We start from the raw sequence: 22,115 nt of genomic DNA, 5'->3' as shown, positions 1-22,115 counted from the left end.
CGCCATGACGCGCGTCTGCGTTGGCGGGATTGGCGTCGAAATCCCCGAAGCGTCCATTTCCAATGAAGAGCTGGTCGACAGCTTCAACGCGTGGGTCGATGCGGAAAACCCGAATCGCGAGGCGAGGGGGCTGCCGCCTCTGGCGAAGTCCGATGCGGAGTTCATCGAGCATGCTTCCGGCATCAGGCAGCGTCACGTCTATGAGCGTGACGGCATTCTCGATCCCGCGCGCATGGCGCCCAATATTCCTGCCCGGGCCGACGACGAGCTTTCCGTCATGGCCGAGTTCGGCGCTGCCGCAGCCAGAAAGGCGCTCGCCCATGCCGGTGTCGAGGCGCGCGATGTCGATCTCGTCATCTGTGCTTCCGCCCATCATCAGCGGCCCTATCCGGCCATTGCCATCGAAATCCAGAAAGCGCTTGGCACCAGCGGTGCAGGCTTCGACATGGGGCTTGGCTGTTCCTCGGCGCTCGCCGGTCTGCATGTGGCGACCAATCTCGTCCGCTCCGGCGCGCATCGCCGTGTGCTCGTCGTCACGCCGGAGCTCATCACCGCGCATCTCAATTTCCGCGACCGGCAGACCCATTTCATCTTCGGCGACGCGTCCGTGGCCGTTCTCGTCGAGGCGTTGGGCGCCAGCGAAGAGCGGCCCGGGCGTTTCGAGATTGTCGACACGCGCAGCTGGACCCAGTTTTCCAACAACATCCGCACTAATTTCGGCTTCATGAGTCGTCTGGCGCAGGAGGATCCGTCCTATCTCGCCATGGAAGGCAATCTCATCAAGCAGAATGGCAACAAGGTCTTCAAGGACGTGACCATTGCCGGTCACAAGTTCATTGTCGACTTTCTGGCGGAGCACGGCCACACGCCGGAGACGATGCGCCGCTTCTGGCTGCATCAGGCGAATGCCCGCATGAACGCTATGATCCTCAAGCTCGCCTTCGGTGGCGAGGTGGGACAGGATCGTGCCCCCACGGTGCTCGACCGGCTGGGCAACACCGCTGCCGCCGGCGCGATCATCGCGCTTGAGGAAACACATCGCGACATGAAGCCCGGCGAGCACGGTCTGCTCTGCGCCTTCGGTGCGGGCTACTCCATCGGCGGTGCGCTTCTGCGCATGATGTAGGCGCGGCTGTCTTTTCAATCCTGCCGGGCTTCCAGCCCGTCTTCTTCTTCCGGGATCAGCAGGCGGGTGGCGCGCCAGCGCGTGAGCACTGTGTTGATGTCGTCGACGATAAAATGCCGGGCGGCGTCCCGGTCGTAACCGTCTTCGAGCATGGAATCGTAATCCGTATGCTCATGGCGGATATGGGTGATCGTTGCCAGCCATACCGCTATTGCCGGCGGCAGGGTGCGTAGCTTGCGGTCATTGGCCCTGTCGCGGATCGCTTCGGCATCGGCCATGGGCGCCCATGGAATAAGCAGCGTCAACGCCTTGTCGACCGATTTGCGCCGCCCGGTGGATGCCCGCTTCATATTCTGGAACCTGTTCCCGCACGCCTTCTGCGCATTGCCGCATAGAGCATCGGACCGAAAAGTGGAAACCGGTTTTCGGATTGTTCCGATGCTCCATTAAAAGTTTGGATCGTCCTTTGTGCGTCCGGATGGACGCACGGCGATCTAGTGTGAACATTGAACCCTGTCATCTTGCCAAGCAAGCCTAAACGATATAAACATATCTTTATATGTATTGGGAGAAACGCATGCTCATGCGTCCGGCAATTCATCTCGACCAGATGGTCGACACGTTGAAGGCGGCGGCCGAAACCAGCCGCCTGCGTATCCTTGCGCTCCTTTCGCAGGGTGATCTGACCGTGACCGACCTGACAGAGATTCTCGGCCAGTCGCAGCCGCGCGTTTCCCGTCATCTGAAGCTCCTGCTCGAGGCGCAGCTCATCGTTCGCTATCAGGAAGGGTCCTGGGCTTATTTTCGCCTGTCGGATGCCGATGCGGCGCGTGAATTCGTCGATGGTGTCGTTGGTCGGCTCGACCAGGCCGATGCCGTCATCGAGCGCGATCTGGAGCGTCTCGGGGCCATCAAGCGCCGGCGTGAGGAGAGAGCGGCGGAGTATTTTTCGCAGAATGCGGCGAGCTGGGATCAGATTCGCTCGCTCCACGTGCCCGACAAGGCCGTGGAGGAAGAGCTTTTGAAACTCATCGGCGCGCGGCCGTTCCAGTCCATGGTGGACCTTGGTACCGGCACGGGCCGTATGCTGGAGCTCTTTGCGCCGCTCTATCAGCGCGCTGTCGGTATCGATCTTTCCCGAGAGATGCTGGCGGTGGCGCGGGCAAATCTCGATCGTGCCGGCATCGCCCACGCGCAGGTGCGGCTTGGCGATATTTCGGCACCGCAGCTAGAGCGCGATGCGCATGATCTGGTGACCATCCATCAGGTGCTGCATTACATCGACAGACCGGCTGTGGCCATTCGAGAGGCCGCCCGGCTGCTCCGACCGGGTGGGCGTCTTGTGATTGTCGATTTCGCGCCACATGAGCACGAGTTCCTGCGCGAGGAACATGCCCATATGCGGCTCGGGCTGGCCGACAGCCAGATTGCCGAGTGGCTTGAAGAGGCCGAGCTAGACCTCACCGAAACACTGGAATTTGCGCCACGGGGCGAGGCTGGAGAGGGCCTGACGGTCAAGCTCTGGCTTGCCCACGACCGGCGCATGCAGATTGCCGACGGCATAGTGCCGTCGTTTGCCCAAAAGGAGACGGCTTGATGCCGCAACAGCGTTTTTCCCGCCAGCCCGACGTGGCCGGCAAACTCCGTGTGTCGTTCGAGTTCTTCCCGCCGAAGACCGACACGATGGAGGCCCGGCTCTGGGAGACGGTGCAGCGTCTGGAACCCCTGGCCCCGTCCTTTGTCTCCGTCACCTATGGTGCGGGTGGCTCTACCCGTGAGCGCACGGCCCGCACGGTCAGGCGCATTCTCGACGAGACCAGCCTCACGCCGGCCGCGCACATGACCTGTGTTGATGCTTCGCGTGAGGATGTCGACCAGGTGGTGGGCGAGTTTGTCGATATGGGCGTAAAGCGCTTCGTGGCGCTGCGCGGCGATCCGAGCGCCGGTGTCGGAGCAGCATACCGCCCGCATCCCGACGGCTACGCCAATGGCGCTGAGCTGGTGGGGGCGATGAAGCGTCAGGGCGATTTCGACATTTCGGTGTCGGCCTATCCCGAGAAGCATCCGGAAAGCCCGGACTTCGCCACCGATATCGACATGCTCAAACGCAAGGTCGACAACGGGGCGACGCGTGCCATCACCCAGTTCTTCTTCGACAACGATCACTATGAGCGCTATGTCGAGCGTGCGCGGCGCGCGGGCATCTACATTCCCATCGTGCCGGGCATTCTGCCGGTGCACAATTTCACACAGGTTGCCAATTTCGCCGGGCGTTGCGGCGCCAGTGTTCCCGGCTGGCTGGCCGAGCGTTTCGAGGGGCTGGAAGACGAGCCGCAGATTCATGCGCTTGTGGCTTCGGCCGTCGCTGCCGAGCAGGTGCTCGACCTTATGGAACGCGGGATTGACGATTTCCACTTCTATACGATGAACCGAGCCGATCTCGTCTATGCGGTCTGCCACATGATCGGCATTCGTCCGCGTCCCAGCAAGGGCCTGGAACAACCTGCCGCCGCATAAAATAAAGGGCCGGATCGACCGGCCCTTTCTCGTATCGTATCAACAAATTCCGGATCCGCTGTCTTGAAGGTGGCTGCTCCGGTCATGCGTTTACGGCAAAACGCCCATCACCAGGGCGCCGATGAACACGAATGCCGCGCAAATCATCAGTGCATTCACAGGCCGTGTCAGTCCCATGGCAAAGCCTCCTCTGCTTATTTACCCGCTGGATTCTATGGATGAGGTGCCGTCCGGCAAGCGGATTTTATGCTGCGCTGCGGTAGGTTTGTGAAAAAAACTACCGCCCGTCGCCGCGTTCATTTGAAATCATTGGTGAAATCATTGGGCAACTGGTCCGATTCACTTTGTGTTAACGGATGCGCGCAAGAAGCCGCCCGTCGATGATGATCAATCCGGTGGCGATCAGCACCATTCCTGCGATTTCGAAGGGCGTGAGTCGTTCGCCTAGAACAAGACTTCCCAGCAGGATGGCGCTGACGGGATTGAGGAAGGTAACGAGCGATGCATTGGTAGCGCCCGCACTTGCCAGCACCCGGAAATAGATCAGATAGGCAAACGCCGTTGACAGAACGGCAAGCCCGATGACCGCAGCCCAGATGTTGCCGGAAAAGCTGAACAGGTTTCCGGGGTCGTAGAGCGTGAGCACCAGCGGAATCATGATGATGGTGGAGGCGGTGAGCTGCCCCGTGGCGACGACAGTTGGGGGAACGCCGCGAAAGCGTCGCCCGTAGATGAAGGCGAAGCCATAGGAGACGGCGCCGCCGATCAGGGCGAGCTTCGCCCAGAGTGGGCCGCCCAGTCCGGTGAGGAGGCCGGGGCCGATCATCACGCCCGTTCCTGCAATGCCGAATGCGATGCCGGTCAGCTTCACCGGGGTAAGCTTTTCATCTGCGGTGAGCATGTTGGCCAGGATTGCGGTCCAGAACGGCGTCGTCGCATTCAGCACCGAAGCAAGCCCCGCACCCACCTCGGTCTGTCCCATGAAGATCAGCGAAAAGGGAATGACGTTGTTGAGGAGGGCGAGCACGAAGAAGCTGCCGGCGAGCGGCAATGCGATGCGAAACGACGGTCCGCGAACAGCAAGGAATGCCTGCAGGACAAGCGCGGCAATCGACACGCGAAACATGACCAGCATGAGTGGCGGCATTTCGCTGACCGCGATACGGGCGAAGAAGTAGGAGCCGCCCCACACTGTGCCAAGGAGGAGGAGAAGCGCCCAGTTCCGGGCAGACATTTGAGGCGCGGTTGTCTGGGCGGGTGCCTGTGCGGTCATTGTGGTCTCTCAAATCGGGATCGTTCGTGCACCCTGTGCATTAGGTTATGAGGAGGAGGGCGCCCACCCGAAACCCGCCCGGCCGCATTTTCAGCGACGGACGTTCGGGCGGAGCGTTTACATGAACGACAAATCCACTACGCTTCCCTTCCGTCCTTTGCGTTCATCCGAACCAGGAGCTGCCCATGCAGATTTTTGAGACCGCCCGAGACGCTGCCCTCAAGCTTCGTCCCGATGATCCGGTCTACTGCTTCCGGCCCGAAGTGCTGAAAGCCGATGCACGCGATTTCATGGGCCAGTTTCCCGGCAAGACCGCCTATGCCGTGAAAACCAATGGCGAGAAGCTTGTGCTCAAAACGCTGGCAGAGGCCGGCGTTGAAGCTTTCGATGTGGCGTCTCCGGCAGAGTTCGCCGCGGTTCGCTCCGTCGCACCCAATGCCGAGATGCTCTACATGCATCCGGTCAAGGCGCAGTCGGACATCCGCCTGGCACTGGAGGAATATGGCATCCGGGTCATCGTGGTTGATCACGAAGATGAGGTGACCAAACTGATCCGCGTGGTTCGGGCGCTCGACATCGACCCCGGTTCGCTGACCGTTTTCGTGCGCATTCAGACCAAAGGCCATGCCGCCTATGAACTGTCGAAGAAATTCGGCGCCGGGCCGGCGCAGGCGGTCGAGCTTTTGCGCCGTCTGGACCGGCACGGCTATAAGCTCGGCCTGTGTTTCCATGTTGGCTCACAGATCCAGGACCCGGACACCTATGAGCGCGCGCTCGCCTCGGCAGACTGGGTGCGGGGCAGGGCAGGGGTGGAGCTTGCCGCGCTCGACGTGGGCGGCGGCTTCCCGGCGGAGTATGGCCACGATCCCAACCGCAAAAAGCCCGAGATGCCAAGCCTTGACGAGATCATGGCCCGGCTGCGGGCCGATATCGTGGAGTGGGGCTTTGACGATATGCCGCTCGTGGCGGAGCCCGGACGCGTTATCGTTGCGCGCGCCTTTTCGCTGATCGTGCGCGTTCTCCTTCGCAAGGGCCGCCGGCTCTATATCAATGACGGGATATGGGCCTCGCTTTCGGATTCCTGGACCGGAAAGATCACGCTGCCGGCCCGTTTCATTCCCGATCCGGCGATCCGCAATCGCAATGGCGATCCTGAAAAGCTGGTTCCGTTCAAGGTTTGCGGGGCGACCTGCGATTCCGTGGACATCCTCTCGCGGCCTTTCTGGCTGCCGGAAACAGTGGATACGGGCGACTGGATCGAGATCGGCCATATTGGCGCCTATTCCCTGTCGCTAAGAACCCGCTTCAACGGGTTTTATCCCGATACGTTCGTCGAGGTGAAAACACCTTTCGATGCGGGCTCTGCGCCGGAAGGTTTTGCCAGCCTCGAAACCATGGCGGACTGATCGGGGAGCAAAAGGGAAGGAACCTGGTCTTGGAAGCGGAAGCACATGCCTTTCCATTGACGGAGGTCGCCTTTGTCCTCCTGGTGGCCATTGCGCTCGGGCTCGGCCTGATGCGCCTGAAGCAGCCGCCGCTGGTCGGCTTCATCCTGGCCGGTGTTGTGATGGGGCCGACCGGGTTCGGCCTGATCGGCAATTCCGAAAGCGTGATTGCGCTCGCCGAAATGGGTGTTCTGATGCTGCTGTTCTTCATCGGCATGGAATTGTCGTTGAGAGCCTTCATCATCAGCCTCAGACCGGCCGTTCTGGTGGCTTTCGGGCAGCTTTCGGTGGCGCTGGCCATTGGCCTTTCCATTGCGTGGATGGGCGGAACAGGCCTTTCCGAAGGCATCATCTTCGGCTTCATTATCGGTATTTCGAGCACGGTAGTCGCCATGAAAATGCTCGACGACATGGATGAACTGCGCCGCGATGCGGGCCGCATCGCCATCGCCGTACTCATCGCGCAGGACATTGCCGTGGTGCCGATGCTCATCATTGTGTCGGCGCTGGGCGGAGCCGATACCAGCCTTCTCGCCATCGCCGCCAAGGTGGCGCTGGCGGTCGGTTTTCTCGGCTGGCTCCTGTGGTGGCTCGGGCGACGCGGCAAGCTGCGCGTGCCTTTCGCTGCCGCCATTGCCGACAATGTCGAGATCCTGGCGCTTGGCGCGCTGGGCGTCTGTTTCGGCGCAGCCGCTCTTTCCGGTTTTCTCGGCCTCTCGCCCGCCTATGGCGCGTTCGTGGCCGGCATTCTGGTGGGCAATTCCAATCTGCGTGCCCGCATCATTCCCGTCATCGAGCCGATCCAGAGCATCCTCGTGGTGATCTTCTTCCTGTCCATCGGACTCCTGTTCGACCTGACCTATATCTGGAACAATCTCTGGATGGTGCTTGGGGCTGCCCTTCTGGTCATCGCCGCCAAGACGCTGCTCAACGTCTTCCTGCTGCGCGCCACCGGGCACGACCGCAACACGGCGCTGGTCGGCGGCCTCTCCATGGCGCAGATCGGCGAGTTCTCCTTCGTGCTGGCGGCGGCTGGCCTGTCGGCGGGCGCGCTCGGGCAGGACAGCTATCGCCTTGCCATCGCCGTCACGGCTATCTCGCTTCTCTTCTCGCCTGCGTGGATGTCGGTCATGCGCCGCATCGAGGACGTCGCGGCCAAGGGCTTCTCTTCCTATCGGGAAGCGCTGTCGGAAGCCTATGCCGATGAGATCGAAAATGTGGGCGAGGGGCTCTGGTGGGTGCGCGCCCGCTATCGCGCTGGTCGCCTGACCCTGCGCAAATGGCGTGCCCGCCGCGCGCTCGAAAAGGCCGCGAAAGCGGCCCGGAATAAAGAGAAAGCCGCCGAGGCGACGGGCGCAGCCGAGACGGCGGAAGAAAAACTCCGGCAACCCGATGAAAATCAGGCCGCCGGGGCATCTAGAGAAAAGACCTAAAGATTGGAGAACAGCGTCGGAGTCGGCCAGCCATCGGCGGGCAGGCCAAGGCGCAGCTGTTCCTGGCGCACCGCCGCGCGGGTGCCGGCGCCCAGAATGCCGTCAATCTTGCCCACGTCATGCCCGCGCGCGGCAAGCTTGGTCTGCAACTGCTTCATCGTCTCGGGCGCAAGGCCCTGCTCCGGCGAGCGCACATCAAAGCGCGGTGCGCCGGCAAGGCGCGCCGCCAGATGCGCCGCCGTCAGCGTGTAGATGAGCGACTGGTTCCATTCCAGATAGATGTCGTAATTGTCGTAGACGAGGAAGGCCGGTCCCTTGTGGCCCATCGGCAGAACCACAGCCGTCGCCATGCCGTCTGCCGGCAGCGGGCTGCCATCGCGATAGGTCACGCCCATCGCCGCCCATTCCGAGCGCGGGAGCTTGGTCACGCGGCCGGTCTTCTCCCACGCCATCTGATCCGGCACACGCACCTCTTCCATCCATGGCTCGCCGGGCTTCCAGCCAAGCGACTGGAGGTTCTTCGCCGCCGTCAGAATGGCGTCGGGCGAACTGCCCTTCAAATCCACCTTGCCATCGCCGTCGCCATCGACACCCTTGGTGTAATAGTCGGAAGGCAGCATCTGCATCTGGCCGATCTCGCCGGCCCATGCGCCGGTCACATTGGCCGGTACCCAGCCCTGATCGATCAGGTGCAGAAGCGCGATCAGCTGCGGGCGGAAGATTTCCGGCCGGCGGCAGTCATGAGCCAGCGTGGCGAGCGCATTAAGCGTCGAGAAATCGCCCTGCACGGCGCCGAAATCGGTCTCCAGCGCCCAGAAGGAGGCGATCACCGGGCCGGGTATGCCGAACTCGCTTTCGGCACGCGCGAACGTGTCGGCGTATTTCTTCAGATTGGCCGCGCCGTTCTTCAGCCGGTAATCATTAATCATGCGGCCGGCGAATTCGGCGAACGTCTGGTTGAACACGCCCTGCGCGCGGTCGCGCTGCAAAACCTTCTGCTCGATGGTGGCACCGTTCAAAGCCGAAAGCCCACGTTCGCCGATCCCGTCGGCCGCAGCCTCTTGGCGCACACCCTCGCGCCAGGCGTTGAAATCGCCGCCGCATTGCTGCGCCAAGGCGCTGCCGGTGAAGCCAAGGGCGAACAGCGCTCCAAGCGCGATGGATTTTCTGCGCATTTAAACTCTCCTTGAAAGCACGGGCTGAAGGCGTCTGGCGCGATCAGCTGGCATTGGCCTTGAGCCAGTTCTTCCAGGCTCTGGCGTTGCCGTTGAACACGTTGATATCGGCCTTCCCCTCAATGCCCGGGATCACGCCGGTGCCCGTATATTGCCAGAAGACCCAAGGATGATCGGAATATTTGTCATCCGGATGACCGGCCACTGAGCGTAACCAGAAGGGATAGCCCTTGAAACTGCTCAGATCATTGTCGTCGAAGAAGTCGATCGAGGTGTAGATGATCGGCCGCTTGCCATAATGACGCTCCACCGCGTTCAGGAAGATGCGCATCTCCGAACGCACCTTCTCAGCCGGCGGGCGGATGGTGCAGGTGGGCGAGAAGGGCGTCCATTCCATGTCCAGAACGGGCGGCAGGGCCGACGCGTCACGCGGCACATTGCGGATGAACCACCGCGCCTGCTCGATGGCCGGGCGGCAATGGTAGTAGAAGTGATAGGCCCCGCGCGGAACGCCCGCCGCCTTCGCCGCGCGCCAGTTGCGCGCAAAATAGTCGTCGACAATGTCGCCACCCTCCGTCGCTTTGATGAAGGCGAAGGAGATGTTGTTGCGGGCAACTCTCTGCCAGTCGATATCGGCCTGGTATTTGGCGACATCCGTTCCGTGTACCGCATAGTGCCAGGGCGCGCCGCCCTCCCATTCATGCGGGTCGGTGTCAGCGAAACGCAGGCCTCCGCTGCTGCGCATTGTCGAGGGTTGCGCCCTGGGCGCAACATCTGAAAAATCATAGTCGACGGTCGAGCAGCCGACGAGCAAAGCGGATAGACTGGCGATCATCAATCGACGCATGATGAGCGGGGCTCCTCCGGGTGCGAATCAGGAAACTGGGGCATCGTCGATAGAAATAGGCGAACTTGCCTGCGCCGTCACCACGGGATGAAAAGGCCGGCGGCGAACGAAGACGGGGAAGACGACGGAATGCGAACTGCTCTCAGGCTCTTCAAATGGCTCCTCCGTCTCCTTACCGTCGCAATCGCCGGTGCAGCGCTCTGGCTCTATGTCTCGCCGCCCGCGCTCATTCGTGTCGGCTCCAATTACGCCGCTAAGATTATCTGCTCCAATGTGTTCATAGCCGGGCGCGACCCGCAGACCGTGCTCGAGCGCGATGTTCAGGCCCCGGGCCATCCGCTTTTGAAGCTCATGCGCGTGCGGGTCGAGCCGTCCGACGCCACGGTTCACACCGGCCTCTTCGGTGTCTTTGGCGACGGGCTTGCCGTCTATCGCGGTGCGACCGGCTGTGCCGCCGTGCCCGATGGCGATGTGAAGGCGGCGCTGGGCGTCCGTTTCGACAGGCCGGAGCCTGCGTCTCAGGGAACGGATCTGTGGCCGGATGGCCCGCGCATCGACGTCGAGGGGCATGAGCTGGTGGCAGAACTCCTCGATGATCCGGTGCTCACCGGTCCCGGCATGCGCGCCGTGGTCGTCGTGCAGGATGGCCGCATCATCGGCGAGCGCTTTGGCGAGGATGTCGCCCATTACACGCAGCCCCTGATCGGCTGGTCCATGACCAAGACCGTCACCGCCGCCCTCATCGGCACCCGCGTCAAGGCCGGACGCCTGTCCGTTGAGGACAGCAATCTGTTCCCCGAATGGGCGGATGACGAGCGATCGAAGATCACCGTTGCCGATCTACTCGCCATGGAGAGCGGTCTCTACTTCAACGAAGATTACGGCGATGTGAGCGATGTCACCCGCATGCTCTATCTCGCCTCCGACATGCCGGCCTTTGCCGCCGATCAGAAGCTTGAAGGCCCGGTCGGCGAGGTTTTCAACTATTCGAGCGGCACCAGCGTTCTCCTGTCGCGTGTGTGGCAGGACACGTTCAGCGCGCCGCAGGATGCGCTGGCGTGGCCTTACGAGGCCCTGTTTGGTCCGCTCGGCATGGACAGCGCCGTCTTCGAGACGGACCCGCGCGGCACCTATGCCGGCTCTTCCAACCTCTATGCGTCTGCACGTGACTGGGCGAAGTTCGGCCAGCTTCTCCTTCAGGACGGTGTGTGGAAGGGCGAACGCATTCTGCCGGAAGGCTGGGTACGGTGGATGCGCACCCCCACCGAGGCTTCGGGCGGCGAGTATGGCCGGCAGACCTGGCTGCACGGCCCCCGCGCCAACACGCCGCGCGGCGTGCCGGAAGACGAGGGCTTCAACCTGCCGCCCGACGCGTTCTGGATGCTCGGCCATGATGGCCAGACCATCACGGTCATTCCCTCGCTACGCATGGTGGTGGTGCGCATGGGCCTCACACCCTCACGCCTCGGCTATAAGCCGCAGGCGCTAATCGAGGCTCTGGCGAAGATCCCGGGGCAGATGGAATAGCGTGGAGTGGTGCGTGGTTCGACAAGCTCACCATGAGGGATGGGATTGGCTGCACAACTGGTGAGCAGGGGTGTGGAACCGGTCTTCACCGCGAAGCTCCACCTCCCTCATGGTGAGCTTGTCGAACCACGCACAACGTCAATGCAACGGGGTGTCGTACTCAGCAGGCAATTCCACAATCGCCTGCACGGCGTAACCGCGAAAAGACGAATCGAAACGCAGGCTTGCGCCCCGTTTTTCGCATTCCGATTCCAGCGCTTCACGCAGTGAATCACGCGGCGTCACGTGGAAGGCCGCAAGCCAACGCCGCAGTCCTGCGCGAAACCAGCCGGGCAGCCTTTCCTGCCGGCCGAAATCCACAATGTGCAGCGAGCCGCCCGGCGCAACGCAGTCGAGGCCGGCTGCAATGGTCTCGCGCCATGGCGGGATCATCGACAGCGAATAGGAAATGAAAACCCGGTCGAAACGGGCCTGACCGAACAGCGCTTCGGCATCGAAAGACGATGCATCGGCTTTGGCCAGTCGGGCGTCGGTCCCCTCACGCTCCATGCGCTTTCTTGCGGTGGCAAGCATCTCCTGCGAGATGTCGAGGCCGAAAAGCCGCGCCTTCGGATAATGGTCCGAAACAAGCGCCAGATTGCGCCCCGTTCCACAGCCCAGCTCCAGCACCGCGCCGCCTTCCGGCACGTTCAGCCCGCCGATCAGCCCGTCACGCCCAAGCAGATAATATTTGCGCGTCAGGTCGTAGATATGGCGCTGGCGGCGATAGACGCCGTCCATCAGGCTGGCGTGGCCGGCGGTCTGCGGCATGGCCATTTTCAGGCCGCTTTCACATAGAGGTGGAACCCGCCATAGATCGCCGAGCGGTCGTTGGCCGAGAGTTCGCGCGAGCGAATTTTCTCATAGCGCCACTGGTTCAGAATGTGATCGTTCACGCGGCCCGGCAGCAGGCTAGGCGCTGCGGCGGTGCGGAAGATGACGCGCGCGTCGGGCGCTGCCGTGCGGGTGATCTCGCTCCACAGCGCGTTGAGCTGATCGTCGTTCATCCAGTCCTGCGCGTCGAGCAGCACATAGCGGTCTACGCTCTGCGCGGGCTTGTTGCCCAGCACGTCCATCAGGTTTGCGTGGTGCACCGTAACATTGTCCGCCGCAGAGCGGATCGTGTCGAAATTCCTGCGCTCCAGATAGGCGGGCAGGGTGGCTTCGCCCTGTGCGGGGTAATGGCGGGCGAAGGCCTGCCAGGCGAAATAGTTTTCCTTCAGCGGGAAATGGCAGGCAAGCTTTTCAAGCCGGCTCGACAGAACGTCCGCCATGGTGCCGTCACCCGCTGTGATCAGCGAGTCATACTGTGCCGGCGGAATGCCGAGGCCAAACAGCGATGCCTTGCGCGAGGTCGCCCAGCGCACAAGTCCACGGTCGAACAGCGGGCGTAACTGCTCATCGAAGAAGATGCGCTGATCGCGAAGCGAGCGCGACTTCATGATGTCGGTGGGGTTCACGCCATAGAACTTTGCGACTGTGTGGCCCGTGGCGATGAAGAAGCCGAGCAGGCCCTTGCGGTAGAAATTGCGCGTGAAGGCGTCGATGCGCCTGCGGCCAAGCGGCCCGCGGCTTTCCCAGTGCCGACGCGACTGGGCGTCGAGCGCTGGCGCGATGAAGCGGCGATAGGCCTCGCTGTTGCTGCGCTGGTTGGTTGTGCCGAAGAAGCGCAGCAGGTCGCCATGGGCGGGCAGCGTCTTGAAGGCGGTGAGCTTCAGCCGGTTGAGCGCTACATGCGCGGCGTTCAGGTCCACGGCATCGATCTTCGCCGGCTGGCAGGTGAGATAGGCCAGCACATTGCAGCCGCCCGACGCGATGGTGACGATGCGGTGGCTCTCATCGAGTTCCATCGCCGCGATATCCACGTCCGGGTCTTCCCAGATCTGCGGATAGACGAGGCCCGAGAAAAGAAGGGCGAAGAGGCGTTCGGAAAGGCCAGCGCGCGTGGTGGCCCTGTTCTGATAGACCGCTTTGCCGAGATGGCGGCGGGTGGAAAGGCCGGTGCCGGCTGAAAGATCTGTCATGGGTCTCTCCCCTCAATCTTTCCCTGAGGGGCTACTGCGCTTCCATGACAGGCGCGTGAACGCTGAATGACCGAGTGTGACGGGGCTGTTAAAGGCGGGGTGCAGGTTTGGCTGCGCGCGCCGCCCGTTCAGCGGCGCCTGGCCCCGAATAGGGGCTCCAGTGACAATGCGGGCGGAGAAGCATGCTCCCCGCCCGCAGTCCTGAGTGCTTTACGCCGCGCCGAACCCACCGGCGGTGGGCGTGGTCACGATCACCGCTTCACCGGCCTCGATCACCGTCTGGTCGCAGCCCTTGAGCGTCTCGACATGACCGTCCTTGCGGCGCACTTCGGTCTTGCCCATCTCGCCATCGCCGCCGCCCTCAACGCCGCGTGGCGGCCCGCTGCGGTGGGAGGAGAGAATGGCGCATTCCATGGTCTTCAGGAAGCGGATGGTGCGGCGCGTGCCGTCGCCGGCGCTCCACTTGCCCTTGCCGCCGGAGCCTTCGCGGATGTGGAAGTCCTCAAGCAGAACCGGGAAACGCAACTCCAGGATTTCCGGGTCCGTCAGGCGCGAATTGGTCATGTGGACATGAACGCCCGATGCGCCATCAAAGCCGCGACCGTCATTCATGCGACCGGCCGGAGAGCCGGAGCAGATGGTCTCGTAATACTGATACTCTTCATTGCCGAAGGTCAGATTGTTCATCGTGCCCTGGCTGTTGGCGATGGCCTTCATCGCGCCGAACAGCGCATTGGTGACGTGCTGCGACGTCTCCACATTGCCGGCCACGACCGCCGCCGGATAGGAGGGGCGCAGCATGCAGTCTTCCGGGATCACGATGTTGATTGGCCGCAGGCAGCCCGCATTCATCGGGATCTGCCCTTCCACCATCACGCGGAAGGCATAGAGCACGGCCGCGCGGGTCACCGGTTCGGGCGCGTTGAAATTGTTCTTCTGAACATTCGACGTGCCGGTGAAGTCGACGGTCGCCTCGCGCTTTTCGCGGTCGACGGTGATCTTCACCTTGATCACCTGGCCCGTGTCGGTCGGATATTCATATTCCGACGCGTCCGGCAGGCGTTCGAGCACGCGGCGCACGGCTTCCGCCGCATTGTCCTGCACATGGCCCATATAGGCCTGCACCACGTCCAGGCCGAACTGGTCGATCATCTTGCGCAGTTCCGCCACGCCCTTTTCGTTGGCGGCAATCTGCGCCTTCAGATCGGCAATGTTCTGGTGCGGGTTGCGCGCCGGATAGGCGTGGTCGGTCAGAAGCGTGTGCAGCTCCTCTTCGCGGAACTTGCCGCCTTCGACAAGGCGGAAATTGTCGAACAGAACGCCTTCTTCATCCACCGTGGTCGCCAGCGGCGTCATGGAGCCGGGCGCGGTGCCGCCGACATCGGCATGGTGGCCGCGCGAGGCGGTGTAGAACAGAATGTTCTCGCCGTGATCGTCAAACACGGGCGTAACCACCGTGATGTCGGGCAGATGCGTGCCGCCATTATAGGGCGCGTTCAGCGCGAACACGTCGCCGGGGCGGATATTGCCCTTGTTCAGTCGGATGACGGTTTCCACCGAGCGGTCCATGGAGCCCAGATGCACCGGCATGTGCGGGGCGTTGGCCACCAGCGCGCCGTTCTGGTCAAAAACCGCGCAGGAGAAGTCGAGCCGCTCCTTGATGTTCACCGAATAGGCGGTGTTCTGCAACGTCACGCCCATCTGTTCGGCGATCGACATGAACAGGTTGTTGAAGACCTCGAGCATCACCGGATCGGCCTTGGTGCCGAGTGCGGCCATACGGGCCTTCTTCTCCACGCGGCGCATCAGAATGTGGTCGAGCGCGGTGATCTCGGCCTGCCAGCCGGGCTCCACGACAACCGTCTGGTTGGCCTCGATGATGAGGGCAGGGCCGTTGACCTTCGCGCCGCGCGACAGCGTCTCGCGGCGGTAGATGCCGGCATCGTGCCAAGCGCCATCGCAGAAGATCGCGCGCGTCTCGCCGGGAGCGGGCGTGGCGTCGCTGGTCGCCTGCTCCTGCTCGACCGGACGGCCATCGCCGGCGTCCAGTCCCTCGACGCTGACGGCTTCCACCACCATCGGCTTGTCGTCGTAGACGAAGCCGAACTGCGCCTTGTGCGCCGCCTCGAAGGCGGCTTTGGCGGTCTCAAGCGTGCCGTCAAAGGCGATGGGCAGCGTGGTGTCGGTGCCCTCGTAGCGGATTTCCAGCTTGGTCGCCCAGACCACCTTGTCGCCGGTGATGCCCTGATCGGCCAGCTCCGCGCGCACCTCTTCGCGCAGCGACGCCGAAAGCGCGTCGATGGCGTCCAGAGAGCTTTCCGCAAAGGGCTTCAAAAGCGCCTGCTGGCGCGAGGCGAACACGGTCGCAAGGCCGATGCCATAGGCCGAGAGCAGGCCCGACATCGGATGGATCAGCACCGCTTCCATGCCGAGCGCGTCGGCCACGAGGCAGGCATGCTGGCCACCCGCGCCGCCAAAACAGTTCAGCAGATAGCCGGTCACGTCATAGCCGCGCTGCACGGAAATCTTCTTCACTGCATTGGCCATGTTTTCGACCGCAATGGTGATGAAGCCTTCCGCCACGGCTTCCGCCGGGCGTCCGTCGCCGATCTTGTCGGCAAGCTCGGTGAAGCGGGCGCGCACGGCGTCCACATCGAGCGGCTCGTTCTGCTCGGGGCCGAAAATGGCCGGGAAGAAGTCCGGCTGCAACTTGCCCAGCATCACATTCGCATCGGTCACGGCCAGCGGCCCGCCACGGCGATAGCAGGCGGGGCCGGGGTTTGCGCCGGCCGAATCCGGACCCGCCTTCAGGCGGTTGTCTTCATAATGCAGGATCGAGCCGCCACCGGCGGCCACGGTGTGAATGCGCATCATCGGTGCGCGAATGCGCACGCCCGCCACTTCCGTGTCGAAGGCGCGTTCATAGTCGCCGTCATAATGGGCCACGTCCGTGGAGGTGCCGCCCATGTCGAAGCCGATCACCTTGTCGAAGCCGGCAAGCCGCGCCGTCTCGACCATGCCGACCACACCGCCGGCGGGGCCGGAGAGGATCGCGTCCTTGCCCTGGAACTTGTCGGCCGCCGTCAGGCCGCCCGACGACATCATGAATTTGAGGCCCGGGCCTTCGCCATTCTCGTCGACGCCCAGTTCCGCCGCCACGCGGCTCACATAGCGCGACAGGATCGGCGACAGATAGGCATCCACTACCGTGGTGTCGCCGCGCCCCACCAGCTTGATGAGCGGTGAGGTCTCGTGGCTGACAGAGACCTGCGAGAAACCGGAATCGCGGCAAAGGCTTGCAGCGGCTTTCTCATGTTCGGGATATTTCCAGGCATGCATGAAGACGATGGCCACCGCATCGATGCCGTCAGCCTTCGCCGCCTCGATTTCGCCCTTCACGGCTCCAAGGTCGAGTTCCGTTTCCACCGTGCCGTCCACGCGTCGGCGCTCCGGCACCTCGATCACGCGCTCATAGAGCTGTTCGGGAAGAATGATCTCTTTGGCGAAGATGTCGGGCCGCGCCTGATAGGCGATCTTGAGCGCGTCGCGGAAGCCTTTGGTGATGACCAGCGCCACGCGGTCGCCCTTGCGCTCCAGAAGCGCATTGGTGGCAACGGTCGTGCCCATCTTCACGTCGCCGATCAGATGCGAAGGCATGGCTTCGCCCTTCTTGACGCCGAGGTGATCGCGAATGCCCTGGATGCCGGCATCGGCGTAGGCTTCCGGATTTTCAGAAAGCAGCTTGCGGGCAAAGAGCCCGCCATCGGGGGCGCGGCCGATAACGTCGGTAAAAGTGCCGCCGCGGTCGATCCAAAAATCCCATTTGCCTTCTGTCATCATCGCTTCCTTCGCATTATCCTTGGCAAAAGGAGAACCATGTCTCGGATAAAACGTCAATAATTTATTGACATATTGTCTGAATGTGCCACGCTGTCTTTATTGCAATGAGAAGGGTGAGGAAACACCTCCGTTGCTTCACAAAATGGGAGATCTGAATATGCATCATTCCGTGAAATTCGTTCTGGCCGCAGCCGCGCTCGGCTTTGCGACATCGGCATCTGCCCAGACCAAGTGGGACATGCCGGTGCCCTATGGCGACACCAATTTCCACACGCAGAACATCGTCCAGTTCGCCGAGGATGTGAAATCAGCCACCGATGGCGGGCTGGAGATTACCGTTCACTCCAACGGATCGCTCTTCAAGCATCCCGACATCAAGAACGCCGTGCGGCAGGGGCTTGCCCAGATCGGCGAAATCCTTGGCTCGCGTCTTTCAAACGAAGACCCGATCTATGAAGTGGATTCGATCCCATTCCTGGCCACCAGCTATGATGACGCGAAGAAACTCTATGACGCGTCGAAGGACCAGCTTGCCGCAAAGCTTCAGGAGCAGGGGCTTCAGTTGCTATTCTCTGTGCCCTGGCCGCCGCAGGGTATCTATACCCAGAAGGACATCTCCTCGGTCGACGACCTCAAGGGGCTGAAGATGCGCGCCTACAATGCCGCTACCGAGCGTCTGGCGCAGCTTGCGGGCTCGCTTCCGACGCAGGTTGAGGTACCGGATCTGCCGACCGCCTTTGCCACCGGTCGCGTCGAAGCCATGGTGACGTCGCCGTCCACCGGTGCGAATTCCAAGGTCTGGGACTTCCTCTCTCATTACTCCGACGCCCAGGCCTGGCTGCCGCGCAACATGGTCTTTGTAAACAAGGCCGCGTTCGATGCACTGGCGGCAGATCAGCAGGCAGCGGTGCTTGAGGCTGCGGCCACGGCCGAGACGCGTGGCTGGGAGGCTTCCGTCAAGGAGACGATGGAAAAGACCCAGGTCCTGAAAGACAACGGCATCACCGTGACTGCGCCCAGCGCCGAGCTGAAGGAAGGGCTTGCCGCCATCGGTGCGGAAATGTCCGCCGAATGGGCTGAAAAGGCCGGCGACGAAGGCAAGGCCATCCTCGAAGCCTACCAAAACTGACCGCTTTGACAGGCGCTGCAGGCGGCCGGTTCTTCAGCCGCCTGCAGATCGGTCGCCATGTGCGACCACAATGAGACCGTCGGAGCGGAGACGACGACAATGAGAAAACTGATGAATGGGCTCTATGGTGCAGCCGAATGGCTGGCCATGGCCGCCCTCTGCGTGATCGCAGTTCTGGTGTTCGCCCAGGTCATGGGGCGCGTGGTGGACAGCCTGCTTGGGCTTTTCGGCCTGCCACCCTTTGGCTTTCTTGTGCCGTCGTTGGCGGAGATCGCGGGCTTCCTGCTGGTCGGAGCCTCTTTCATGGCGCTTGCCGGCTCCCTGCGCGGCGGTGCGCAGATCCGCGTGACGCTGGGGCTCGCCGCCATGCCCGAGGGCATGCGCCGGATGGCCGAGGTGTTCGTGCTCCTGGTCGGAGCGGCGCTGGCGGGCTTCTTCTTCTACTATGCGGCAAAGCTCGCCCTCGACAGTCACCGTTTCAACGAATTGTCCTACGGCATCATCGCAATCCCGCTCTGGATACCGCAGTCGGTCATGGCTCTCGGGATCGGCATATTCGCCATTGCGCTACTGGATGATCTGTTCGCGGCCCTTACGGGCCGGTCGCCATCCTATCTCGCCACCGAAGACGGCGCAGCGGAGGAAGTGTGATGGACCTCCTGACCATTTCCCTCACGCTCGGCGGGCTGATGCTCGTCCTGCTTGCCGCCGGCCTCTGGGTTGCGCTGGCGCTCATGGTGGCCGGTCTTGCGGCCATCTATCTCATGGTTCCGGTGCCGCCCGGCGCGGTGATGGCCACCACCGTGTGGGGCTCCATCAATTCGTGGGATCTGGCCGCTCTTCCCATGTTCATCTGGATGGGAGAGATCCTGTTCCGCACAAGGCTGGCCGAAGACATGTTCGCCGGCCTGGCGCCGTGGATGCGGCGTCTGCCGGGCCGGCTCCTGCACGTCAACATTCTGGGCTGCGCCATCTTCGCCGCCGTGTCCGGCTCGTCTGCCGCCACCACGGCCACCATCGGCCGCATGTCTCTGCCCGAGCTCAGAAAGCGCGGCTATGACGAGCGCATGGCCATCGGCTCGCTTGCCGGTTCCGGCACGCTCGGCCTGCTCATCCCGCCGTCGATCATTCTGATCGTCTACGGTGCGGCCACCGAGCAGTCCATCGCCCGTCTGTTCATCGCCGGCGTCGTTCCCGGCATCATGCTGGCGGCGCTCTTCATGGGCTACACGGCCGTGTGGTCGATGATCATTCACAAGCGCATGCCCGAGGCTGATCCGCGCATTCCCTATCTTCAGCGCATCTGGCAGACGCGTCGCCTGTTCCCGATCCTGGCGCTCATCATCGGTGTCATCGGTTCGATCTATGGCGGCTTTGCTTCGCCCACCGAGGCCGCCGTTGTCGGTGTGGTCCTCTCACTGGCACTGTCATGGTTCACCGGCACGTTAAGTCGCTCGACCTTTTTCGCTGCGCTGCGCAACGCCTCGCGCACTTCCTGCATGATCGTGCTCATCCTCGCCGGTGCGTCCGTTCTGACCGTGGCCATGGGCTATACGGGCATTCCCCGTGCGCTGGCGCAGTTCATCGCCGAGCAGGGCTACTCGCCCTATGCGCTTCTGGCTGTGCTGACCCTTTTCTTCGTCGTGCTGGGTTGTTTTCTCGACGGCATTTCCATCGTCGTGCTTACCGCATCGGTCATTCTGCCCATGGTGGAGGCTGCGGGGCTCGACATCATCTGGTTCGGCATCTATCTCGTGCTCGTGGTCGAGATGAGTCAGATCACGCCGCCGGTCGGCTTCAACCTGTTCGTCATTCAGGGGCTTACCGGTCACAACATTCTCAAGGTCGCCGGCATGACCCTGCCGTTCTTCCTCATGATGATCGTCGCCGTGGCGTTGATCGTCCTGTTCCCGCAACTGGCGCTTTGGCTGCCGCAAACCATGCTCGCGAGGTAATGATGTCGAACGCCGAAAGGAAAGTCGGACCGGTCGTCTCCGCCGCTCATCTGGCCGCTGGCGCCATGCCGGCGCTGTCGGAGATCGAGTTTGCGATGACTGTGATGAGCCATTCCTTCGAGCGCTGGATGGTGCGCTGCATGGCAGCGGCAGGTGTGCCGGGGCTGCAGCCCACCGCCGTGCAGATCCTGCATGCCGTCAATCACAGGAACCGGGAGAAGACGCTTTCGGAGCTGTGCATGATGTTCAACATCGAAGACGTTCACGTCGCGTCCTACGCCATCAAGAAGCTGGCCGCGCTCGGTCTGGTCAAGACCGGGCGCAGGGGCAAGGAAAAGACGGTGAAGGCGACTGCGGAAGGGGCCGCCGCCTGCGAGCGCTATCATGAGGTTCGTGAAGCGCTGCTCGTTGCCAGCACCAAGCGCCTCAAGCTCGACGAGGAAGCGCTTTCCGGCATCGCTGCGGTGATGCACGCCCTTTCCGGGCAATATGATCAGGCGGCACGCAGCGCGACCAGCCTTTGATCCCGCATCGTTACGAACGGTCATTCAACGTTACGAAACTCCAGACGCGTCCGCGCATTTCTTTGGTGTGAGCGCGTGGTGTCGCGCTCTTGGAGCATCGGACCGAAAAGTGGAATCCGGTTTTCGGGTGATTCCGATGCTCTATCCATGGTTTGGATCGTCCTTTGTGCGTCCGGATGGACGCACGGCGATCCAAGATGCGCTTTGTATGGAGAGTCGACATGAAAAAGTTTCTAGCCGCCACCGTTTCGGGCCTCGCCCTTCTTGGACTTGCAGCCTGTAGTGAAGGCGACAACACGACCACCCAGAGCATCGAGCCCGAACAGCAGGATGCAACCCCGATGGATCCGCCGGCTGCTGCACCCGAAGCTGACCCGATGCAGGATCAGGGCACGACCAGCCAGTAAGGCGTCGTCCATTCAGGTCGCGTAATGAGTGCCTGAAGAGAAAACAGCCGGATGGGATGAAAATCCCATCCGGCTCCGCTTGCGCCAAACTGCGCCTCGAAATCCCGGGCGTTTGCGGTTACAAAACCGGCATGACGTTTTGGGATCGTATAACAGACTTTATCACGCGCGCGCCCGGCAGTGCGCTGTCAGCGATGGTCGAGGCCATTCGCACCGTATTCGAAGGCGACCCGCAACTGCGCCGGCGCGTTGCCTTTTCCATCGCCATCATCGCCCTGTCGGCCAAGATGGCGAAGGCCGATGGTGTCGTGACACAGGACGAGGTCAGGGCCTTCCACGAAGTTTTTTCCGTTCCGCGCAACGAGCAGGCCAATGTCTCGCGGCTCTACAATCTCGCACAGCAGGATGTGGCGGGTTTCGAGGCCTATGCGCAGCAGATGGCCAATCTGTGCGGATATGGCGGACCGAACTGCATGGTGCTCGAGGATATTCTCGACGCGCTGTTTCATATCGCCAAGGCAGATGGCGTGATCCACGAGCGTGAAACGGAATTTCTGCAACGTGTTGCAGAGATATTCGATATTGGCGACGACCATTTCGAGCAGATGCTGTCTCGTCATGCGATCACCGGAGATGGCAACCCTTATCTGGTTCTCGGTGTCGAACAGGGAGCGCCATTCGACGAGATCAAGCGCCGGTATCGCCGGCTTGTTGCCGAGAACCATCCCGACAAGCTCATTGCGCGCGGGGTTCCGGAAGAGTTCCTGGCCATCGCAAATACGCGTCTTGCGGCGATCAACGCGGCCTATGAGAGCATCGAGAAAGCGCAGGTGCGTGCGTGAGTGCGACCGTCT

The 22,115-nt window shown here is 62.3% G+C and carries 19 protein-coding genes; 12 read left to right on the top strand and 7 right to left on the bottom strand.

What is annotated here, in order from left to right; translation table 11 throughout:
* Positions 1-4: 4 nt before the first annotated feature.
* The gene (locus BLW55_RS04585; RefSeq protein ID WP_025029636.1) at positions 5-1,126 is read left to right on the top strand and encodes a beta-ketoacyl-ACP synthase III; all 1,122 of its coding nucleotides are present in this window, start codon (positions 5-7) and stop codon (positions 1,124-1,126) included.
* Between the two features lie 14 nt (positions 1,127-1,140).
* Here the strand turns inward: BLW55_RS04585 and BLW55_RS04580 are convergent, their stop codons facing one another.
* Positions 1,141-1,476 (bottom strand): DUF2293 domain-containing protein, encoded by a 336-nt coding sequence (locus BLW55_RS04580; protein WP_090327013.1) that lies wholly within the window; start codon positions 1,474-1,476, stop codon positions 1,141-1,143.
* A 227-nt stretch (positions 1,477-1,703) separates the two neighbouring features.
* Between BLW55_RS04580 and BLW55_RS04575 the strand changes: the two genes are divergently transcribed.
* Both BLW55_RS04575 and metF read left to right on the top strand, forming a co-directional pair.
* Entirely contained in the window at positions 1,704-2,723 is a 1,020-nt protein-coding gene (locus BLW55_RS04575) for an ArsR/SmtB family transcription factor (protein ID WP_007008374.1), read from the top strand.
* Positions 2,723-3,643, top strand: coding sequence for a methylenetetrahydrofolate reductase [NAD(P)H] (gene metF / locus BLW55_RS04570; protein ID WP_007008375.1), 921 nt, complete (start codon positions 2,723-2,725; stop codon positions 3,641-3,643). Before BLW55_RS04575 ends, metF begins: the two co-directional genes overlap by 1 nt.
* 349 nt (positions 3,644-3,992) lie before the next feature.
* On the opposite strand, the gene BLW55_RS04565 is transcribed toward metF, so the two are convergent.
* Complete coding sequence (locus tag BLW55_RS04565) at positions 3,993-4,916, bottom strand: DMT family transporter (protein ID WP_090327011.1); 924 nt, start codon at positions 4,914-4,916, stop codon at positions 3,993-3,995.
* Between the two features lie 185 nt (positions 4,917-5,101).
* Between BLW55_RS04565 and BLW55_RS04560 the strand changes: the two genes are divergently transcribed.
* Both BLW55_RS04560 and BLW55_RS04555 read left to right on the top strand, forming a co-directional pair.
* Entirely contained in the window at positions 5,102-6,322 is a 1,221-nt protein-coding gene (locus BLW55_RS04560) for an alanine racemase (protein WP_007008376.1), read from the top strand.
* Between the two features lie 29 nt (positions 6,323-6,351).
* Positions 6,352-7,794: a cation:proton antiporter gene (locus BLW55_RS04555; protein WP_090327008.1), complete on the top strand. Its 1,443-nt coding sequence runs from the start codon at positions 6,352-6,354 to the stop codon at positions 7,792-7,794.
* Here the strand turns inward: BLW55_RS04555 and BLW55_RS04550 are convergent.
* Both BLW55_RS04550 and BLW55_RS04545 read right to left on the bottom strand, forming a co-directional pair.
* Entirely contained in the window at positions 7,791-8,969 is a 1,179-nt protein-coding gene (locus BLW55_RS04550) for a lytic murein transglycosylase (protein WP_090327005.1), read from the bottom strand. The two genes, BLW55_RS04555 and BLW55_RS04550, sit on opposite strands and share 4 nt — an antisense overlap.
* Positions 8,970-9,012: 43 nt before the next feature.
* Positions 9,013-9,816, bottom strand: coding sequence for a glycoside hydrolase family 25 protein (locus BLW55_RS04545; RefSeq protein ID WP_090327003.1), 804 nt, complete (start codon positions 9,814-9,816; stop codon positions 9,013-9,015).
* A 129-nt stretch (positions 9,817-9,945) separates the two neighbouring features.
* On the opposite strand from BLW55_RS04545, the gene BLW55_RS04540 reads away from it, so the two are divergent.
* Positions 9,946-11,343 (top strand): serine hydrolase domain-containing protein, encoded by a 1,398-nt coding sequence (locus BLW55_RS04540; RefSeq protein WP_090329887.1) that lies wholly within the window; start codon positions 9,946-9,948, stop codon positions 11,341-11,343.
* Positions 11,344-11,481: 138 nt separating this feature from the next.
* On the opposite strand, the gene BLW55_RS04535 is transcribed toward BLW55_RS04540, so the two are convergent.
* The 3 genes from BLW55_RS04535 to BLW55_RS04525 all read right to left on the bottom strand — a co-directional run bounded on the left by BLW55_RS04535 (position 11,482) and on the right by BLW55_RS04525 (position 17,243).
* Positions 11,482-12,159: a class I SAM-dependent methyltransferase gene (locus BLW55_RS04535; RefSeq protein ID WP_090327000.1), complete on the bottom strand. Its 678-nt coding sequence runs from the start codon at positions 12,157-12,159 to the stop codon at positions 11,482-11,484.
* Positions 12,160-12,161: 2 nt separating this feature from the next.
* A complete protein-coding gene (locus tag BLW55_RS04530) occupies positions 12,162-13,406 on the bottom strand; it encodes a BtaA family protein (RefSeq protein ID WP_090326998.1) in 1,245 nt (414 codons plus the stop codon).
* A gap of 210 nt (positions 13,407-13,616) precedes the next feature.
* Positions 13,617-17,243 carry a hydantoinase B/oxoprolinase family protein gene (locus BLW55_RS04525; protein WP_090329886.1) on the bottom strand — a complete coding sequence of 1,209 codons (3,627 nt, stop codon included), beginning with the start codon at positions 17,241-17,243 and terminating at the stop codon, positions 13,617-13,619.
* Between the two features lie 160 nt (positions 17,244-17,403).
* Between BLW55_RS04525 and BLW55_RS04520 the strand changes: the two genes are divergently transcribed.
* The 6 genes from BLW55_RS04520 to BLW55_RS04495 all read left to right on the top strand — a co-directional run bounded on the left by BLW55_RS04520 (position 17,404) and on the right by BLW55_RS04495 (position 22,103).
* The gene (locus BLW55_RS04520; RefSeq protein ID WP_090329885.1) at positions 17,404-18,375 is read left to right on the top strand and encodes a TRAP transporter substrate-binding protein; all 972 of its coding nucleotides are present in this window, start codon (positions 17,404-17,406) and stop codon (positions 18,373-18,375) included.
* 99 nt (positions 18,376-18,474) lie between these two features.
* The gene (locus BLW55_RS04515; protein ID WP_244508985.1) at positions 18,475-19,026 is read left to right on the top strand and encodes a TRAP transporter small permease; all 552 of its coding nucleotides are present in this window, start codon (positions 18,475-18,477) and stop codon (positions 19,024-19,026) included.
* Positions 19,026-20,330 carry a TRAP transporter large permease gene (locus BLW55_RS04510; protein WP_090326991.1) on the top strand — a complete coding sequence of 435 codons (1,305 nt, stop codon included), beginning with the start codon at positions 19,026-19,028 and terminating at the stop codon, positions 20,328-20,330. The genes BLW55_RS04515 and BLW55_RS04510 overlap by 1 nt, the downstream gene beginning before the upstream one ends.
* A 2-nt stretch (positions 20,331-20,332) precedes the next feature.
* Positions 20,333-20,854, top strand: coding sequence for a winged helix DNA-binding protein (locus BLW55_RS04505; RefSeq protein ID WP_244508984.1), 522 nt, complete (start codon positions 20,333-20,335; stop codon positions 20,852-20,854).
* Positions 20,855-21,075: 221 nt separating this feature from the next.
* Entirely contained in the window at positions 21,076-21,261 is a 186-nt protein-coding gene (locus BLW55_RS04500) for a hypothetical protein (protein WP_007010418.1), read from the top strand.
* 131 nt (positions 21,262-21,392) lie between these two features.
* Positions 21,393-22,103: a J domain-containing protein gene (locus BLW55_RS04495; protein WP_040665534.1), complete on the top strand. Its 711-nt coding sequence runs from the start codon at positions 21,393-21,395 to the stop codon at positions 22,101-22,103.
* The last annotated feature ends 12 nt before the right edge of the window (positions 22,104-22,115 follow it).

The sequence above is a fragment of the Nitratireductor aquibiodomus genome, assembly GCF_900105565.1.
Taxonomy (GTDB): domain Bacteria; phylum Pseudomonadota; class Alphaproteobacteria; order Rhizobiales; family Rhizobiaceae; genus Nitratireductor; species Nitratireductor aquibiodomus.
Note: the sequence above shows the minus strand (reverse complement) of the source record. Positions and strands in the feature narration are given on the sequence as shown.